Source organism: Streptomyces sp. NPDC048383 (assembly GCF_040651775.1).
Taxonomy (GTDB): domain Bacteria; phylum Actinomycetota; class Actinomycetes; order Streptomycetales; family Streptomycetaceae; genus Streptomyces.
On the sequence record NZ_JBEZKS010000005.1, the window covers coordinates 106,300 to 122,899 of the forward strand.

The 16,600-nt window shown below is 73.0% G+C and carries 15 protein-coding genes; 11 read left to right on the forward strand and 4 right to left on the reverse strand.

All coding sequences use genetic code 11. The annotated features are described in order from the left end of the window. Positions 1 to 268 precede the first annotated feature (268 nt). Both AB0D46_RS06160 and AB0D46_RS06165 read right to left on the reverse strand, forming a co-directional pair. Complete coding sequence (locus tag AB0D46_RS06160) at positions 269 to 2,491, reverse strand: helix-turn-helix domain-containing protein (RefSeq protein WP_362876079.1); 2,223 nt, start codon at positions 2,489 to 2,491, stop codon at positions 269 to 271. Between the two features lie 274 nt (positions 2,492 to 2,765). Beyond that, positions 2,766 to 3,974, reverse strand: coding sequence for a helix-turn-helix domain-containing protein (locus tag AB0D46_RS06165; RefSeq protein ID WP_362876080.1), 1,209 nt, complete (start codon positions 3,972 to 3,974; stop codon positions 2,766 to 2,768). Between the two features lie 203 nt (positions 3,975 to 4,177). Here AB0D46_RS06165 and AB0D46_RS06170 point away from each other — a divergent pair, with 203 nt between their 5' ends. From AB0D46_RS06170 to AB0D46_RS06205, 8 genes are all read left to right on the forward strand, one after another. Beyond that, positions 4,178 to 4,975, forward strand: coding sequence for an ABC transporter ATP-binding protein (locus tag AB0D46_RS06170; protein WP_362876081.1), 798 nt, complete (start codon positions 4,178 to 4,180; stop codon positions 4,973 to 4,975). Next, entirely contained in the window at positions 4,972 to 5,766 is a 795-nt protein-coding gene (locus AB0D46_RS06175) for an ABC transporter ATP-binding protein (protein ID WP_362876082.1), read from the forward strand. Before AB0D46_RS06170 ends, AB0D46_RS06175 begins: the two co-directional genes overlap by 4 nt. Next, a complete protein-coding gene (locus AB0D46_RS06180; protein ID WP_362876083.1) occupies positions 5,763 to 6,653 on the forward strand; it encodes a branched-chain amino acid ABC transporter permease in 891 nt (296 codons plus the stop codon). Before AB0D46_RS06175 ends, AB0D46_RS06180 begins: the two co-directional genes overlap by 4 nt. A gap of 64 nt (positions 6,654 to 6,717) precedes the next feature. Beyond that, positions 6,718 to 7,782: a branched-chain amino acid ABC transporter permease gene (locus tag AB0D46_RS06185; protein ID WP_362876156.1), complete on the forward strand. Its 1,065-nt coding sequence runs from the start codon at positions 6,718 to 6,720 to the stop codon at positions 7,780 to 7,782. After that, a complete protein-coding gene (locus tag AB0D46_RS06190; RefSeq protein WP_362876084.1) occupies positions 7,779 to 9,047 on the forward strand; it encodes an ABC transporter substrate-binding protein in 1,269 nt (422 codons plus the stop codon). Before AB0D46_RS06185 ends, AB0D46_RS06190 begins: the two co-directional genes overlap by 4 nt. Positions 9,048 to 9,132: 85 nt before the next feature. Then, positions 9,133 to 9,609 carry a hypothetical protein gene (locus AB0D46_RS06195; protein WP_362876085.1) on the forward strand — a complete coding sequence of 159 codons (477 nt, stop codon included), beginning with the start codon at positions 9,133 to 9,135 and terminating at the stop codon, positions 9,607 to 9,609. A gap of 147 nt (positions 9,610 to 9,756) precedes the next feature. Then, positions 9,757 to 11,157 carry a hypothetical protein gene (locus AB0D46_RS06200; protein WP_362876086.1) on the forward strand — a complete coding sequence of 467 codons (1,401 nt, stop codon included), beginning with the start codon at positions 9,757 to 9,759 and terminating at the stop codon, positions 11,155 to 11,157. Between the two features lie 579 nt (positions 11,158 to 11,736). Next, positions 11,737 to 13,464 (forward strand): thiamine pyrophosphate-dependent enzyme, encoded by a 1,728-nt coding sequence (locus AB0D46_RS06205; RefSeq protein ID WP_362876087.1) that lies wholly within the window; start codon positions 11,737 to 11,739, stop codon positions 13,462 to 13,464. Between the two features lie 118 nt (positions 13,465 to 13,582). On the opposite strand, the gene AB0D46_RS06210 is transcribed toward AB0D46_RS06205, so the two are convergent. Further along, the gene (locus tag AB0D46_RS06210) at positions 13,583 to 13,912 is read right to left on the reverse strand and encodes an STAS domain-containing protein (RefSeq protein WP_362876088.1); all 330 of its coding nucleotides are present in this window, start codon (positions 13,910 to 13,912) and stop codon (positions 13,583 to 13,585) included. Positions 13,913 to 14,386: 474 nt separating this feature from the next. Here AB0D46_RS06210 and AB0D46_RS06215 point away from each other — a divergent pair, with 474 nt between their 5' ends. Continuing rightward, the gene (locus tag AB0D46_RS06215) at positions 14,387 to 14,623 is read left to right on the forward strand and encodes a DUF6479 family protein (protein ID WP_362876089.1); all 237 of its coding nucleotides are present in this window, start codon (positions 14,387 to 14,389) and stop codon (positions 14,621 to 14,623) included. Between the two features lie 96 nt (positions 14,624 to 14,719). On the opposite strand, the gene AB0D46_RS06220 is transcribed toward AB0D46_RS06215, so the two are convergent. Then, positions 14,720 to 15,220 carry a metallophosphoesterase gene (locus tag AB0D46_RS06220; protein ID WP_362876090.1) on the reverse strand — a complete coding sequence of 167 codons (501 nt, stop codon included), beginning with the start codon at positions 15,218 to 15,220 and terminating at the stop codon, positions 14,720 to 14,722. A gap of 50 nt (positions 15,221 to 15,270) precedes the next feature. Here AB0D46_RS06220 and AB0D46_RS06225 point away from each other — a divergent pair, with 50 nt between their 5' ends. Together AB0D46_RS06225 and AB0D46_RS06230 are read left to right on the forward strand one after the other, a co-directional pair. Next, entirely contained in the window at positions 15,271 to 15,516 is a 246-nt protein-coding gene (locus tag AB0D46_RS06225; RefSeq protein WP_362876091.1) for a hypothetical protein, read from the forward strand. A 61-nt stretch (positions 15,517 to 15,577) separates the two neighbouring features. Continuing rightward, the gene (locus AB0D46_RS06230; RefSeq protein WP_362876092.1) at positions 15,578 to 15,817 is read left to right on the forward strand and encodes a hypothetical protein; all 240 of its coding nucleotides are present in this window, start codon (positions 15,578 to 15,580) and stop codon (positions 15,815 to 15,817) included. The last annotated feature ends 783 nt before the right edge of the window (positions 15,818 to 16,600 follow it).

The following is a 16,600-nucleotide window of genomic DNA, read 5'->3' on the forward strand; positions in this document are numbered from 1 at the left end:
GGCGGAGCCGGGGCACTGGAGACGCCGCCACCGCCCGCCTGTGGCACGCGCGTTCGGGCGGCCGCCCCTCCGGAGCCCTAAGAAGGTAGCCCCCCGCCTCCCTCACTCGTCATGCACCTGCCAGCCATTTACCGCAGGGACTCCGGCCGGTGCCCGGTCAGCGGAGGGCGCGTGACCGGGCGGGACGCGCATGGTGACGTCCTCTCAGAAGGTCGACCGGCCGCCGCCTTCGCGGATGCGCTGCTGCCCGGCCGAGACGGTCGCCGCGTCACGTCCGCGTCGTGAGTCGCGCGACGGCCGCCTCGTATCGTGCCTGAAGTCCCTCATCGGCCGATGCGCGCAGCAGGGCGCGGAGCGCCCGTACCGCGCCGTCGTCGTAGCCGCACGATTCCGCCTCCCGGGCCGCCAGGTCGAGTTGCCGGAGGCCCTCGGCCTCGTCCCCGAGACCCAGCAGCGCCTCCCCCCTCACCACGAGGAGGAGGATCCGGGGCACGTCGGACGTGCCCGGTCGGTCGTCGAAGGCCAGCGCCTCGGTCGCCGTGTCGAGGGCCTGGCGCCAATTCCCGGCGTCGGCCCGGTGGCGGGCGAGGTGTTGGGTCGCCAGCCGCTCGATGGTCCGGTCCTCCGCCCGGCGCGACAGCTCCACCGCCCGCTCGCATCCTTCGGCGGCCTCGTCCAGCTTGCCGAGCGCCGCTTGTGCCACGGCCAGAACGATGAGGGCGTTCGCCTCGGCCACCGCGTCACCCGCCCGGGAGGCGAGCGCACAAGCGGCCCCCAGACGGGTCAGCGCATCCGCGATGCGTCCTTCCTCGATCAGCACCCAGCCGAGCACGTTCAGCACCCGTGACTCGCCGTACCGGTCGGCGCCGGCGCGTGCCGCCGCGAGCCCGGTCTCCAGGAGCGGGACCCAGCCGTCCCGTACCCGCCAGACGATCAGGGGCCACAGCGTCATGACGATCCGCCAGGTCCTGCCGTGCAGTCCGGCGGCGTGCGCGGCGGCCACCGCCAGGGTGAGGTCGTCCCGTTCGGCCGCGTACCATGCCACGGCGGCGGATCGATCGCCGAACTCCCGCACGGCGGCGGGCGGCAGGAAGTCCGGCGGCAGCGGGAAGCACTCCTCGTTGCCGGGCTCGGCCGCCGCCACCGCGGCGAGGCCGGTGGCGATGAAGTGGTCGAGCACGCGCTTGAGCGCGTCGGGCCCGACGTCCAGGCTGCGCGCGTAGAGCCGCACCAGATCGTGCATCGTCCATCGTCCGGGCGCCGTCTCCGTGACGAGGTGTGCGACGGCCAGCCGCTCCAGGGCGGTTTCGGCGGCTGCCGGGTCGGTGTCCGCCAGGGCCGCCGCCGCATACCGGTCGACGTGCGTGCCGGGGTGTCGACCGAGATGGGCGAACTGACGGGAGACTTCGGACGGAAGCTGTTGCAGGGTCACGCGCAGCGCCGCTCGCACACCGGTGTCCTCCACGTCCAGCAGGCTCAGTCGGCGCGTCTCGTCGGACAGTTCGTCCGCCATCGCGTCCAGCGACCAGCCGGGCCGTTGCGCGAGCCGGGCTCCTGCCACCCGCAGGGCGAGGGGCAGCCCGCCGCACAGCGCGGCCAGCCGTCGCGCGGCCTCGGGCTCCGCGCGCACCCGTTCCGTGCCGAGCACCCCGGCGAGGAGCATCGTGCCGTCCTGCGGCCCGAGCACGTCCACGGCGACGGGCCGGGCCGAGTCGGTGACGATCAGCCCCGACAGCCGGTGTCTGCTGGTGACGACGGTGACGCAGCGGCGACCGCCGGGAAGGAGCGGCCTGACCTGCTCGGAGTCCCGGGCGTTGTCGAGGACGACGAGGAGCCCGCGGTCGGCGGCGAGCGACCGGAACAGCGCGGCCGCGGCGTTCGCCGACTCCGGAATCCGGCCGTGCGGCACCCCGAGCGCCGGCAGGAACTCGCGCAGCACCTCCAGGAGGGCGGGCCCGCCCGTGTCGCCGAAACCGCGCAGGTCGGCGTAGAGCCGCCCGTCGGGAAATCCGGACCGGCACCGGTGGGCCCAGTGCAGCACGAGGGCGGTCTTGCCCACGCCGGCGGGCCCGACGACCAGACAGACGGGCGCCTCGTCCGCGGCGGCCCGGGACAGGGCGTCGAGCTCCGTCGCCCGACCGTGGAAGCCGCGCGGCGCGCGCGGCAGCAGATCGGGCACGCCCGCCGGTGCCACGGCATCCCCTGCGGCGGCGGCCGGCGGGGCCTGCGTCGCGCGGGCGGGGCGGGGACGGCCCAGGCTCGCGGTGTGCTCCAGCCGCTGGGCGGCGACCGCGTCCAGGCCGAGGGCTGCGGCCAAGGCCTGCACGGTGCGGCGCTGCGGGCCCCGGGTGTGGCCGCGCTCCATGGACGACAGCGCCCGTACGCTCACCCCCGCACCGTGCGCCAGCTCCTCCTGGCTGAGCCCGGCTCCCGTCCGCAGACCGTGCAGGAGCGCGCCGAATCCGCCGGTGGCCGGTGTACCGCTGTCCATGTCTGCGTATCCCCTGGTCAGGGCGGCCCAGCCGGAACGCCGTACCTCTCCGGCAGAAGTATGCCCGACGCCACTTCTGCCGGTGAGGCTTCCGGTGCCGTCGCGGAAGACGGCGGTCAGCACATCGGCCCGGCCTCCGGCCTCCGGCGTCCGGCGTCCGGCATCCGGCGCAGGGCCGGCGGTAGCCCTTCTCGGTTCCGATCGGGTACGGGAGTTCCATGTCCCACCCCCTCGCCGCGGTCGGAGGTACCGCGGACGTCGCCCGAGGGCGCGGTCAGCCGCCCGAGAGGCGGTACGCGTCACGCGCCAGGGTCAGGGCGATCAGGTCGCGGGGGCGGGAGAGGGACATCGAGGTCAGGTGTTCCAGCCGGCGCAGGCGGTTGAAGACCGTGTTGCGGTGGCAGTACAGCCGGCTCGCCGCGCGGCCCGCCGAGCCCTCCGCCGCCAGCCAGGCGTCGAGGGTCTCCAGCAGCATCGCCCGGTCCGCCGGATCGAGGTCCAGCAAGGGGCCGAGCACCGCGTGGACGAGTTCCGCCGAGAGTTCGGGCTGGCGCACCACCAGCGCGGTGGGCAGCCGGTCGGCCAGCTGCACCAGGGCCCGTTCCTCCTGCCCGCAGGTGCGCAGCGCCGTCTCCGCGAGCCGACGGGCCCGGCCCAGTTCGGTGAGTCCGCCCACCACCGGGCTGATTCCGCCCGGTCCCGGGCAGCGGTCCGCGAGCTCCGCGACGAGGTCGGACGGTGCGGAGTCGCCCAACGCGACCACGGCCAGTTCGCGCTCGGTGCGCATCCGCCAGAACAGGCGCATCCCGTTCGCCGCCGCCACCCGGTGTACCGCTTCGCCCCGGTCGGCCGGCAGCACCACCACCACGTAGCGTCCCGGTTCGGGCAGGTCCAGGGCGAGGGCCACCTGGGCGGCCAGGGCCGGGGCGGTGTCCCCTTCCAGCAGGGCGTCCAGGAGGGCCTGCACCCTCTCGTCGCTGCGTCGGCGCATCTCCACCTCCGTGGTGCGGTACGCCTCGGCGGTCGCGGTCGCCTGCTGCTCGATGCCCGCCCACATGGCCCCGGCCGCGCGGGCCAGTACCGGCAGCGCCTCCGGCTCCTTCTCGGTGACGGTGTCCAGCAGCGCGTCCCACGTCAGCCGGCCCGCCCGGCGGTACGCGTAGAGGAGGAGGTCCAGCGGCAGGCCCTGTTCGGCGCGCCGGCGGCCCAACTCCTCCGCGTACGCCAGGTCCTTGCGCGGGGCCGACCGGCGGGCGGTGAAGGCTTCGATGCCGTAGTGCATGGCCTCGCTGATCTGTTGCCAGTGTTCGTCGCGCGGGACGGCCAGGTCGAACAGCGGCGAGTGTTTCGCCAGGTCCTCGATGAGGTGCTCGGTGAGCCCGGGGATGTCGGCGATCAACACGTCCGCCGCCGACAGCAGGACCGACCATTCCTCTTCCGTGCGCGTTCTGCGTCCGCCGCCCATGGCCGCTGAGAATGTCATCCGCCGCCGCCCCCGTCAGGGGCGCGCGTACCAGGTCTGTGCCGGTGCACAACACGTTCCGGTTCCGGCTGGTCATCGGCAGCGATTCCGCATCCGGGCGTGGACGGGTGCCCCGGGCCGGTGTTGGGGTGTGCGCCAGCACACGGGCCGTTCGTCGGCCCTTCGAAGGCCCGTGCGGGGCCGTGCAGAGGATGGAGGAGGACGTGGGTTCGCTGGAGGTGCGCGCGCTGTCCGTCGGCTACGGGCCGGTCCGGGCCCTGCGCTCGGTGTCGCTCGATGTGCCGGCCGGCGCGGTGGTCGTCGTGCTCGGCGGCAACGGCGCGGGGAAATCGACGCTGCTGCGCGCGGTGTCACGCTCGCTCGGGTTCCACCGCGGCGCCGTGACGGGCGGGAGCGTCAGCTTCGACGGCAGGCCGCTGGACGGGCTCGGTCCGGAACGGGTCGTCGCCGCGGGGGTGGTGCAGGTCCCCGAGGGCCGGCAGGTGTTCACGCGGATGACCGTCGCGGACAACCTGCGGGCCGGAGCGCTGGGCGGCCGCGCGGGATCCCGGGCCGACACCGCCCGCTCGCTCGCCCGGGTCCACGAGCTGTTCCCCGTACTGGGTCGCCGGGCGCGGCAGCGCGCCGGGCTGTTGTCCGGCGGCGAGCAGCAGATGCTCGCCCTGGGGCGCGCCCTGATGGCCCGCCCCCGCCTACTGCTGCTCGACGAACCCACCCTCGGGCTGGCGCCCAGGATGGCCGCCACCATCGCGGAGACCATCACCGAGATCAACGCCGCGGGCGCCTCGGTCCTCCTCGTCGAGCAGAACGCCGCGCTGGCGTTGCGTCTCGCCTCCCACGCGTACGTCCTGGAGGTCGGCGAGGTGACCCTCGACGGCCCGGCGGCCGCACTGGCCGCCTCGGACGAGGTGCGGCGCCGCTACCTCGGCATCACCGATGGGGACGGCTCCGTACCGGCTCCCGTCGGGGAGCGGCGGGAGCTGGGGCGGTGGTCGGCGTGAGCGCGTCCTCGTCCTCTCCCCCGGCACTGACCGTCACCGACGTCACGGTCCGCTTCGCCGGGTTGACCGCGCTCGACTCCGTGTCCTTCACGGTGGAACCCGGCAGCGTCCACGCCGTCATCGGCCCCAACGGGGCGGGCAAGTCGACCTGCTTCAACGTGCTGTCCGGGGTGTACCGGGCCTCCGCCGGCAGCGTCCGGTTCGGCGACGCCGAGCTCACGGACCTTGCGCCGCACGCCGTCGCGGACCTCGGCGTCGCCCGTACCTTCCAGAACCTGGCGCTGCCCCCGCACACCACCGTCGCCGACAGTCTCCTGCTGGGCCGCCACCGGCTGATGCGGTCCGGGTTCCTGGCCTCGGGCCTGCGCCTGCCCGCCGCCGCCCGGGAGGAGCGCCGGCACCGCGAACGAGTGGCGGAGATAGCCGAGTTCGTCGGACTGGATGGGGATCTGGCGGCGCCCGCGGGTTCCCTTCCGTACGGGAAGCAGAAGCTCGTCGAACTGGCCCGGGCGCTGTGCGTGGAGCCGCGGTTGCTGCTCCTCGACGAGCCCGTCGCCGGCATGACGGCGGACGAGAGGCACCGTACGGCGGCCGTCATCGCGGGCGTGCGGGACGGCCTCGGCATCTCGATCGTGCTGGTCGAACACGACATGGGGGTGGTGATGCGGCTCGCGGACGCGGTGACCGTACTCGACTTCGGCAGGCGCATCGGCGGCGGAACTCCCGCGCAGGTGCAGAACGATCCGGCCGTGATCCGGGCGTACCTCGGAGAGGAGGAGCCGGCGGCATGACCACTTTCCTCGAACTCCTCCTCGGCGGGCTCTCCATGGGCTCCGTCTACGCGCTGATCGCCCTCGGCTTCGTCGTCATCTTCAAGGCGACCGAGGTGGTCAACTTCGCCCACGCCTCCCTGCTGCTGGCCGGCGGGTACGTCACCGCGACGCTGCACGAGGAACTGGGCTTCTGGGGCGCCCTGCTGACCGGCGTCCTCGCGGCGGCGGCGGTGGGGGCGGCGATCGAATTCCTGGTGATGCGGCGCTACCGGGGCCAGGACCAGAGCGTGCTGGCCATCGTCACCATCGGCGTCGACATCCTCCTCATCACCGACCTCACCCGGCGCATCGGCACGGACGTGCTCTCGCTCGGCGATCCGTGGGGCGATCGCGTCGTCCATCTCGGCGCGGTCACGGTGCCCCAGACGCGGATCGCCGCGATCCTCGCCGCCGCTCTGTTGATCACGGTCTTCCTGCTCGTGTTCCGCCACACCTCATGGGGCGTGGCCATGCGCGCCGCCGCCGAGCGGCCCGAGACGGCCGCGCTGATGGGCGTACGGCTGGGTCGGGTCTCGCTGGCGGCCTGGGCGGTGGCCGGGGCCCTGGCGGCCGTGGCCGCGCTCTTCCTGACGGTCTTTCCCACTCCCGGCTTGGAGCGGGCCACTTCCCTCGCCGCGCTCAAAGCCTTCCCGGCGGCGATCCTCGGCGGCCTGGACTCCACGTCGGGCGCGCTGGCGGGCGGTCTGATCGTCGGAGTGACCGAGGCGCTCGCCACCGGCTACCAGGGACAGTTGGCCTTCCTCGGCCGTGGCATCGGCGACCTGGCTCCGTACCTGGTGATGGTCGCGGTCCTGCTGGTGCGTCCCGCCGGACTCCTCGGCACGAAGGAGCTGGCCCGTGTCTGACACCCGCAGCGCCGTGCGGCGCTCCGCGGCCGCCACCTCCCGGGCGGGCGGCCGGTCGCGGTCGATGAGCGTACGTGGCGTGTCGGCGGCAGCCGCGGGCCTGGTCCTCCTGGGCCTGCCGTTCTACCTCGACCGGTTCTGGCTGCAGGCCGGGCTGTTCGCGATGGCCGCCGCCATCGGGGCCATCGGACTCAACCTGCTCACCGGGGCCACCGGTCAGCTGTCGATGGGGCACGCCTTCTTCCTCGCCGTCGGCGCGTACGGGTACTGCGCGCTCGCCGGGGACGGCGGCACGTCCGGCGGTCACGCGACGGTCGGGCTGGGCCTGCCCGGTTGGCTCGCCGCCGCCTTGGCGGTGGCCCTCGCCGGGGCCGCGGGTGGTCTCTTCAGCCCCATCGCCGGCCGGCTGCGCGGGGCGTACCTCGGTATCGCCACGCTCGCGTTGATCTTCATCGGCCAGCACCTGTTGTTCAACGCGACCAGCCTCACGGGTGGCTTCAACGGCCGCGCCGTGGAGCCGCTGTCCCTCTTCGGATTCACCTTCGACGACACCGAGACCGTCATCGCCTCCGTCCCCTTCCACTCCGCGGAGAAGCTCTGGTACGTGGCCCTGGCCGCTCTGCTGGGCGGCGCCCTGTTCGCGCGAGGGGTCCTGCGGGGCCGGCCGGGCCGAGCCATGAACGCCCTGCGCGACCACAGCATCGCCGCGGAGGTGATGGGGGTGGCGGTCGCCCGGTACCGGGCCGCCGTCTTCGTCCTGTCGTCCATGTACGCGGGTCTCGCCGGGGTGCTGCTCGCCCTCGTCTTCCAGCGCACCGTGCCCGACTACTTCGGCATGGTGCTGTCCCTGGAGTTCCTGGCCATGATCGTGATCGGCGGCCTGGGTACGGTGCGGGGCGCCGTCGTCGGGGCCGTCTTCGTCTCCCTGCTGCCCCAACTGCTCACCCGCTACAGCGACGCACTCCCGCTGGTGTCCGCGCCCGGAACGGGTGGGGTGTCGCCGGGCGAGGCTTCCCGCTACCTCTACGGCGCGGCCGTCGTCGCGGTCGTCCTGTTCCTGCCCGGCGGTCTCACGAGCATCACCCGGACCGTCCGGAGCCGCATCACACCCCCGAAGGAGCGAACGTGAACAGAAGAAGGCTCTCTGCCGCGGCCTTGGCGGCCGCACTGGTCCTGACCGGCGCCGCCGGGTGCAGCAGCAAGGCCAAGCCCGCCGGGGACACCGCCGGAGACAAGGCGGCGGGCGGGGTCAAGGCCGGGGTCGGGGTGAACGACACGGCCATCCGGCTCGGCTCGCTCACCGATATGACGGGCGTCTACGCGTCCCTCGGCAAGAGCGTCACCCAGGCCCAGCAATTGTGGGCGAAGCAGACCAACGCCGCCGGCGGCATCTGCGGCCGCACCGTCGAACTGGCGGTGCGCGACCACGGCTACGACCCGCAGAAGGCCCTCGCCGCCTACACCGAACTGGAGCCCTCGGTACTGGGCTTCACCCAGTTCATCGGCTCGCCCTTCGTCTCCGCGGTCAAGGAGCGGATCGACGGCCGGGACAAGGGCCTGGTGATCCCGCAGGCCTGGTCGGCCTCGTTGCTGGGCAGCCCGTACGTCCGTACGGTGGGCGCCACGTACGACGTGGAGACCATCAACGCCGTCGGCTTCCTGCTGGACCAGAAGCGGATCGCCTCGGGCGACCGGATCGGGCACGTGTACTTCGAGGGCGACTACGGCGAGAACGCGCTGACCGGAGCCAAGGCAGCGGCGGCGGAAGCCGGGTTGACGGTCTTCGAGCAGAAGATCAAGCCGACCGACAACGACATGACGGCCCAGGTCGCCGCGCTCAAGCAGGCCGGGGTCAAGGCCGTGGTGATCAGCGCCGGTCCCCGCCAGGCCGCCTCGCTCGTCGGCGTGGCCGCCGCGGGCGGCTGGAACGTGCCCATCGTCGGCAACAACTCGGCGTTCGCTCCGCAGCTGTTGGCCACTCCGGCCGGCGCCGCCCTGCAGAAGGACTACTACGTCGCCTCCTCCGCCCTGCCGATCGGCTCCACCGAAGCGGCCCCAGCCGCGCTGGCCGCGGCGTACAAGGCGGAGTACCCGGACTCCGGGCTCGACAACGGCGTGGTGGCCGGCTTCACCGCCGGCGCCCTGTTCGGGGAGGTACTGAAGAAGGCCTGCGCCGACAAGGACCTGACCCGGGAGGGCATCCGCGCGGCGTTGCTCAGTTTGAAGTCGTACGACAACGGCTTCGGCATCACCCACGACTTCTCGGACCCGAAGGCCCCCTCCACCCGGCAGAGCGTGATCCTCAAGCCCGACGCGGGGGTGCCGGGCGGTATGAAGGTCGTGAAGGAGGCCACGGCGGCGCCCGCCGCGACCAAGTTCACGCCTACCCCCTGAGGTCCCCCACCGCGACCGGCACCGGCACCGGCACCGGCACCGGCACCGGCCGACGTTGTCGGTGGTCGGCCGTAACGTTCACCGGGTGAGCGATGTCCATGAGTTGTTGATTGCCGTCGACCTGCGGGACGAGATCTCCGCGAGCGAGCTGGCCGAGCTGAGCTGGCACGTGGGGATCGGGCCCCGGCCGGATCGTCTGTCCATCGTCACCGAGTACCCGGTCGTGGTGGAGGACGAATCCGGGAACCCGGTGATCGACGACGATCCCTACCCGCTGCTGGCCGAACAGGGCGCGGCGTCACGGGTGGGTGGTGTGCTCTGCTCGACACTGGCCCCTCGCGCGGACCCGGCCCGGCCGGGCTGGGCGCTGACGTCCCGACAGGAGATCCATCCGGACGGGTTCGAGAAGGTCGGCGAGCTGCTCTGCTGGCTGGCCGGTCGGGCTCACCCCACCCACCTGCGCGGAAACGGCGCGGTCGGGGTCGGATTCCTCAGGTTCTGCGAAGCCGAGGTTCCGGATGTACTCCAGGTCGAGGGCGGACAGGTCAACTGGCCCGGCTGAGAGGCGCTGTTGTCGGACCGGGGTGCTTCACTGGAAAGGGCTCCTCGCGATGGACGGTAGGGGCGTCGCGGGTGGACCGGTCGGGGGTTCAGGGGGCACGCCCGAGGGCGTGAGGCGTTGGGGGCGGCGCATGGGGGTGGTTCGGTGATGACGTATCACATCAAGCATCTACCGGTCGGGGCTCTGCCCGAGGACCGTGTGGGCAGCTGGTCCGTGACCCGGGACGGTGTCGCCTCCCGGTCCGTGTCCGGAGGCGGTATCGCCACGTGGCCCGTGGCCGACGCCGAACGATGGCGGCGGGCGGCGGTCCCGACCGTGCTCGCACCGGCCGTGGGCGGCTGGGTCCTGGCCGTCCTGGTGGCGACGGCGTACGTCCTGCTGTTCGGGCTCTCGTCCATCTCCGCGGCCTGGCACAGCGGGCCCGGGGACGGCACGGACTGGCGCGGGTATCCGGGTCTGATCCTGTTGACGGCCCTGCCGTTCTGGTACCGGTACGTTCCGGTCGCGGCCGTACCGGCGGCCGTGTTCGTCGCGGGGGAAGCGGCGTTGGCCCTGGCCCGGCCCGCTGACGTGGACCGTCCGGCGGGGGCCGGGTGGCTGGTGGTCCTCGCCGCCTGCGCCGTCGCGGCCACGGGAAGCTGTCTGCGGCTGCGGGCCCGACGACGACAGCGGTCCCTGGCCCTCGCCACCGCGGGGGCACGCCGCTTCCCACTGCCGAAGGGCACCCCGGAAACGGACGGTCACCGCGGACACCAGCAGGTCTGGACCGGGCTGGCGCTCTGCCTGGTCGCCGCGGCCGTCCTCGCCGACGGCCTGTTCCGCGGACCGGCCGCCTCCGGTGTTGCCTACGACGCCGTCGGGCAGCAGGGCGTCACACTGGTACTCCTCGTGGCCGGTACGACCGTCTACGGTCGGGGCCTGCTCGCCCACCGGGCGGCCCGGCGGTTGCACGAGGAGCCGCAGCCGGCCCTGATCGTCGGCGTGCGCGCCGGGGCGGACGGGCGCCACTGGGTGTGCCCGGACGCCCGCACCCGCTCGGCGGCGCCCCTGATCGCGTACCTTCCCCGCAAGAACGACACCCGCGCCAGGACGCGGCTCCTGGGCAGCGGTTCGGCGTACGGAGTGGGGAACGGACACCATGACGTCGACCCTCGGCACGAGCCCTTCGAGGCGGTCCTGTACGGCACCCTCGCGGAGGGGGACGAGGTCGTCCTCGCCTACGCCTGTGTGGAATACCACCGCGACCAGGACATGGGGCGGATGTACGAGACCGTGACCGCTGCCCCCCTCCGCCCGGACCGCCGCCACGGGCTGGGCCCGTGGGAACCGGCGGACGGAGCCGCCCGGCAGCGCCGGCGGCTCCAGGAGGAGCGGGAGAGGGCGGAGCGCTACCGGGAGGCGCAGCGCCGGGCGGAGGAGAGCCGTAGGAACCCGCCGCGCGGCTCGTCGAGCAGGGGGGACGGGGGCGGCTCCGGCAACCGGTACAACGCGGGCGGCTGCGGCTCCGGTTGCGGGTCGAGCTGCGGGTCGGGTTGTGGGGGTGACTGAGCCGCGACGGCACGCGGGGCGGGTTCCCCCCGACGTCCCCGGCTCCGTCCGGCGAGCAAGGGCGGCGCGCCGAGCGTCTTCAGCCGGCGGACAGGCTCGCCTCCGATGCCCTCAGCGGCATCCGATGTCGGGGGAGGCGCCGAAGGAGGGGCGAGGGGGTGAGCGGGGCGGGCGCTCAGCTCAGGACGCCGTCCAAGATTTCCTCCACCCAGTACGTCAGGCGGTGCCGACGGCTGCAGAACCGCTTCGGGCGCCGCCACCGGCTGCGCCCGTCGAGCGGCCGACGGCATTGCTTGCAGTGCTTCACACGTGTCCGTTCCCCCATGGCCTGCGACTGTAGCGGCCACGCGCGGGTGGGCGGCCGCCGGGCCCCGGCCGGCACGCGGGATCGCACGAGCCGGAGCCCGACGGCCGGGCAGCAGCGAGCCCCTCCGCGGCGGGGAGCCACCGGTGAGCCGTGGTCGGGGTGGCATCAGGGCCGGTCGGCGGGGCATGCGCGGAGGAGGCGGCTGATCCCGGTCGGCTACCCACGTACGTGGTTCCCGGCCAGGGAACCTCGCCGAACCGGAGGGCACCGCAGTGACACGTACCGTCGCTCATGTGATCGTCGACGCGCTGAAGGAGCTGGGCGTTCAGCATGTCTTCGGCGTCGTCGGCGACGCCCTGAACCCCCTGACCGAAGCCATCCGCACCACGGAGGACCTCGACTGGGTGGGATGCCGGCACGAGGAGGCGGCGGCCTTCGCGGCCGGTGCCCAGTCCCAGCTGTCGGGCACCTTGGGCGTGTGCATGGGCACGGTCGGCCCTGGTTCCGTGCACCTGCTCAACGGGCTGTACGACGCCGCCAAGAGCCACGCCCCGGTGCTGGCCATCTGTGGTCAGGTGCCGCTCGCCGAGCTCGGCAGCGACTACTTCCAGGAGGTCGACAACGATCTGCTCTTCCGGGACGTCGCCGTCTACCGTGCCACCGTCACCTCGCCGGAGCAGATGCCGCGGATGCTCGAATCCGCCGTGCGCGCCGCGATCAGCCGCAGCGGTGTGGCGGTCCTGACGATTCCCGGCGACCTGGGTGACCAGGAGGTGCCGCAGGACCGGCCCGCCCGATTCGCTCTCGATCGGCCCGTGACCCGCCCGGACGACCCCGCCCTCGCGGAGGCGGCCGAGCTGCTGAACGCGGCCTCCCGCGTCACCCTGCTCGTGGGTCGGGGAGCCCGCGACGGTCGGGACGACGTCCTTCGCCTGGCCGACCACCTCGCCGCGCCCATGGTGCTGACGCTGAAGGCCAAGGAGGGTTTCGAGGGCGACAACCCCTTCCAGGTGGGCCAGACCGGGCTCATCGGCAACCCCGCCGCCGCACACGCCATGGAGCACGCGGAGGCCCTGCTGATGCTGGGCACCGACTTCCCGTACCGGGACTGGTACCCCGAGGGCGTAAAGGTGGTCCAGATCGACACCAGTGAGGAGCGGCTCGGCCGCCGGGTCCCGGTGGACGTGGGCCTGGCGGGCGACGTCGGCGCCACCTTGCGCGCCCTGCTGCCGTTGCTGGACGAGGCACCGGACCGGGCCCACCTCGACGATGCGGTGAAGAGGTTCGGCAGCTGGCAGGAGGGCCAGGGGCGGCTGGCGGACCCGCGTCACGAACACCGCTGGACCGGCAAGCTGCGGGCCGTGTTCGACAACCGTGATCACGAGATCCGGCCCGAGGCGCTGGCGGCGGCCGTGGACGCGCACGCGGCCGACGACGCGATCTTCACCTCCGACACGGGCATGGCGACCGTCTGGCTCTCCCGGTTCGTCTCCATGCACGGCTCACGGCGCCTGATCGGCTCCTACAACCTCGGCTCGATGGCCAACGCCATGCCCCAGTCCATCGGGGCGCAGTTGTGGGCACCCGAGCGGCAGGTCGTGGCCTTCTGCGGTGACGGCGGTCTGAGCATGCTGCTCGGGGACCTGATGACGATCAAGACGTATCGACTGCCGGTCAAGCTCGTGGTCTTCGACAACCGTCGCTTGGGCATGGTCAAGCTCGAACAGGAGCAGGCGGGGCTGCCGGAGTTCGGCACGGAACTGGACAACCCGGACTTCGCCGCCGTCGCCACCGCACTCGGCATCACCGGCATCCGTGTCACCGACCCGGACCGCATGGACGACGCCGTCCGCCGCGCCTTCGCGATGCCCGGACCGGTACTGCTGGACGTCCTGACCAATCCCGAGGAGATCGCCGTACCGGCGAAGCCCACCGCCGCGCAGGGGTGGGGCTTCGCCATCGCCAAGCTGAAGGAGAACCTCCCCAGCCGCGAGGGGTGACGGCTCCGGTCCGGGCGCACGCCGCGCGGCGTGCGCCCGGGCAGCCGGGCTTCGGGCCGTCGCGGGGGCGGGACGAGCGCCGACGGGAGGCCCGGACCGTATCGGCGGGTCGCCCCGGCTACGCGGCGCGGACGGCTTCCAAACTCTTCACGACCGTGAACAGGTCCGTCATCCCGGTGAGGTCGAAGAGTCGTACCAGTTGGCGCGGAAGAGGGCCGACCAGGACCAGACGGCCGGAGCGCAGCAGGAGCACGAGTTCATTGAGGACGGACGAGTCCGCGAACGTCAGCCCCTTCACGTCGACCGCGATCCGTCGCAGGCCGGGGTCCGTGAGGGCGGCCCGGCCGGCCGACCTGAGGGGTTCGATGGTGTCGACGTCGAAGTCGCCCTCGCACACGATCACGCGGACGCCGTCCGCGTCGGGCAGCACCCGTACCTGCTTCTCCACCCGAAGCTCCCCATCGATCACAGTGGACGGACTGGAACACCTGCGGTCATGCCACCTCACTCGTGATGTCCTGCGGTGCCCGGACATGGAACAAGAACTGTTGGCCCCGCTGCGGCCACCCGTGAGGGCCACGGGCCACCCGGTCCGGTGGTTCACTCCCCGCCCGGAGCCCCGTTCTCTCCCGACCGCGAGAGAAACCATAACCACACCACCTTGCAATGTCTACTTTGGCCGCATTAGCTTTCCGCGTTCCGTCCCGTAAGGAAATCGCCATCAGTGGGGCGAGGAGGGCGCTGGGGGCACGAGCGCCGGGCGCCGGGCCGCCGCCGTCCGCTCCGCGTCGCTGTCGGACGTGGGGCCGTGGTTCGCCGGACGGCAACCCGGCACGTTCGGTTTCCGTCGGCCGGCCACCGGCGTTCGGGGCACCCTCCGCTTCCCCCGCGTGCGACGCCCGTGAGCGGGTAGACGTCGCGCATGATCGCCCACAGCACTCTTGCGGCCTCCGGGTCCTCGTCCTTGTTCCTCATCCTGGCCGGCGTGGTCGTCGCCGCGCTCCTGATCGTCGCGTTCTGGTACGGCAGCAGGCGTACGGCGGCGCGCAAGGACCCCGGCGCGCGGCCGGTGGACCAGAGCCCGACCGCCCGCGCCCGCCAGGATTCGTGGCAGACGCCGGACGACGCCGGGAACGACGACGCCCCGCGGCGCGGCTGATCGGCAAGGCCTCGTCCTGGCCTCCGCCGACGGTCGGCTCCGGGTGCGGAGGCCCACAGGAGGTACGGGCCGCGGTCCCTCACACGACGGCTGGGGTCACCGACGCGGCGGTACGCGGTGGAGTGTCACGTCGTCCACCCTCGCGTCGGCCACGGTCAGCGTCATGAACGTGCAGAACGGTTGACGGCGACGGTCCGTGGGCGATCCGGGGTTGAGCAGGCGCAGACGCCCGAGGGTGGTGTCCCACGGAATGTGACTGTGCCCGAACACCAGGACGTCCACATCGGGATACCGCTCGGCACAACGGCGTTCGCGTCCTGTGGCCGCTCCTGTCTCGTGCACGACTCCGAACCGCAGTCCTTCCAGCTCGGCGAAGGCGACCTCGGGAAGCCGGCGGCGCAGGGCCGGGCCGTCGTTGTTGCCGTACACCCCGATGAGTCGCCGGGCCCTGGCAGCCAACAGGTCGAGCGTGGCCTCGTCGATCCAGTCCCCCGCGTGGATGACGACGTCAGCGTCGTCGACAGCCGCCATCAAGGCGTCCGGAAGGGACCCGGCGCGGGAGGGCAGGTGGGTGTCGGAGGTCAGCAGAAGCCGCATGGGACCCACGGTAGAGCGCTGCGTCCCCCGGCGCTGCCAGGACCCGGCCTGTGGCGACGCGCGCCATGACCGTTGCGTGCGGCAAGCGCGTCGACGAGGCACCGCGCACGATCCGCGTGCCCGGCTCGGACGTCGCGTTCCGCTGCACCACGGTCAACGAACAGACGGTTTGCGGATGGGGCGACGACAACACCCCTGTCGCCATCGCCTTTTCCCCGGCGGCCGACTCCCACGAACCGGCCGCAGCGGAGGCCCACAGAATTCGCGATGCCATCCGGAGACCGGTCGTTCCTTGACGCGAACCCATCGGCTTGGCGCGATGTCGTTTAGGACGCGCGGCGGGGGTAGGCGAGCCGCATGTTCAGGCACCGGCGGGTACGTACAGTTGCGGTCTTCCTCATCAGCTGGGTGGTGTTGTGCGGCGTCGAGCTGTGGGGTGAGGACGCGCCGTGGCGGGCGGCTCTGGTCAGCGGGCTGCTGTGGGCAGCCGTGGTCACCGGCGCCTGGTGGTTCGCGGAATGGACGCAGGCAAGCCGTCTGCGGAGGCCACACCCCGGCGGTGGCACGGGGGACCAGGACAGCCGCGCCTCGGTCTGAATTCGTCACGCCGGAGCGGTTCGAGGCGACGCGGCCCGAGGCGGGGGCACGGACTGACTCGGATCCCGCCGCCGCTGAGGCCATGAGTCCACGCGTGCGTGCGCGGCGGCCGGGGTGATGGGTGGGTACCCGGTCCAGCGGGCCCCCGGCCGTGGGGTCGTCGGGATCGTCGGCCGCGTCGGAGGGAATGGCCACCCAGGGCCCTGTCCGGCATGCCGGGCGCGGCAGCGACGGCATGACGGCGACGGGGTACGCAGATGGGCGGAGACGGCCTCGGCGCGGTACGGGTGTCCGCAGTCCCACAGGCCAGGGCGTCGACGACGAGGCCGTAGGGCTCGTCCCAGCCCGGCGGTACCCGCGCGGCGCCGGCGCCGGCGAGCAGTGCGGCGCGTTCCCGTCGGGCCAGGTGCCCCACGTACCGCGCTTCCGGTCCGAGCCGGGGCGCTACACCTCTGCCTCGAAGTAGCGCGCGTCTGCCACGGGGCCCGCGATCCGCAAGGCCGGCGGCTCGCGCCGCCCGCAGCGCCCGGTGTGGCGCCTTCTCCGGGACCAGCCGGCCGGACCACATGAGGTCGCCGCCGCCTGCGCCCGGCTTCCAGAAGTCGGTGTCGATGCTGTTGCGCACGACGCGGGCGGCCGGCACGGTCGGGCGAGCTGCCAGGTGTGCCCCTCCTGCCCGCCTGCGAACGGTTCGCTGATCGGGAAGCGGGCCGACGCGATCAGGGCGATCCTCAACCGCCCGGTCACAACAGCCCTTGCGGCCACCAGCGCTTCGAGGTGCCG

What these genes read in the sequence shown, in the direction of transcription:
- AB0D46_RS06160 (WP_362876079.1), bottom strand. Translation starts at nt 2,491, where the DNA reads ATGGACAGCGGTACACCGGCCACCGGCGGATTCGGCGCGCTCCTGCAC.
- AB0D46_RS06165 (WP_362876080.1), bottom strand. Translation starts at nt 3,974, where the DNA reads ATGACATTCTCAGCGGCCATGGGCGGCGGACGCAGAACGCGCACGGAA.
- AB0D46_RS06180 (WP_362876083.1), top strand. Translation starts at nt 5,763, where the DNA reads ATGACCACTTTCCTCGAACTCCTCCTCGGCGGGCTCTCCATGGGCTCC.
- AB0D46_RS06185 (WP_362876156.1), top strand. Translation starts at nt 6,718, where the DNA reads ATGAGCGTACGTGGCGTGTCGGCGGCAGCCGCGGGCCTGGTCCTCCTG.
- AB0D46_RS06200 (WP_362876086.1), top strand. Translation starts at nt 9,757, where the DNA reads ATGACGTATCACATCAAGCATCTACCGGTCGGGGCTCTGCCCGAGGAC.
- AB0D46_RS06215 (WP_362876089.1), top strand. Translation starts at nt 14,387, where the DNA reads ATGATCGCCCACAGCACTCTTGCGGCCTCCGGGTCCTCGTCCTTGTTC.
- AB0D46_RS06220 (WP_362876090.1), bottom strand. Translation starts at nt 15,220, where the DNA reads ATGCGGCTTCTGCTGACCTCCGACACCCACCTGCCCTCCCGCGCCGGG.
- AB0D46_RS06230 (WP_362876092.1), top strand. Translation starts at nt 15,578, where the DNA reads ATGTTCAGGCACCGGCGGGTACGTACAGTTGCGGTCTTCCTCATCAGC.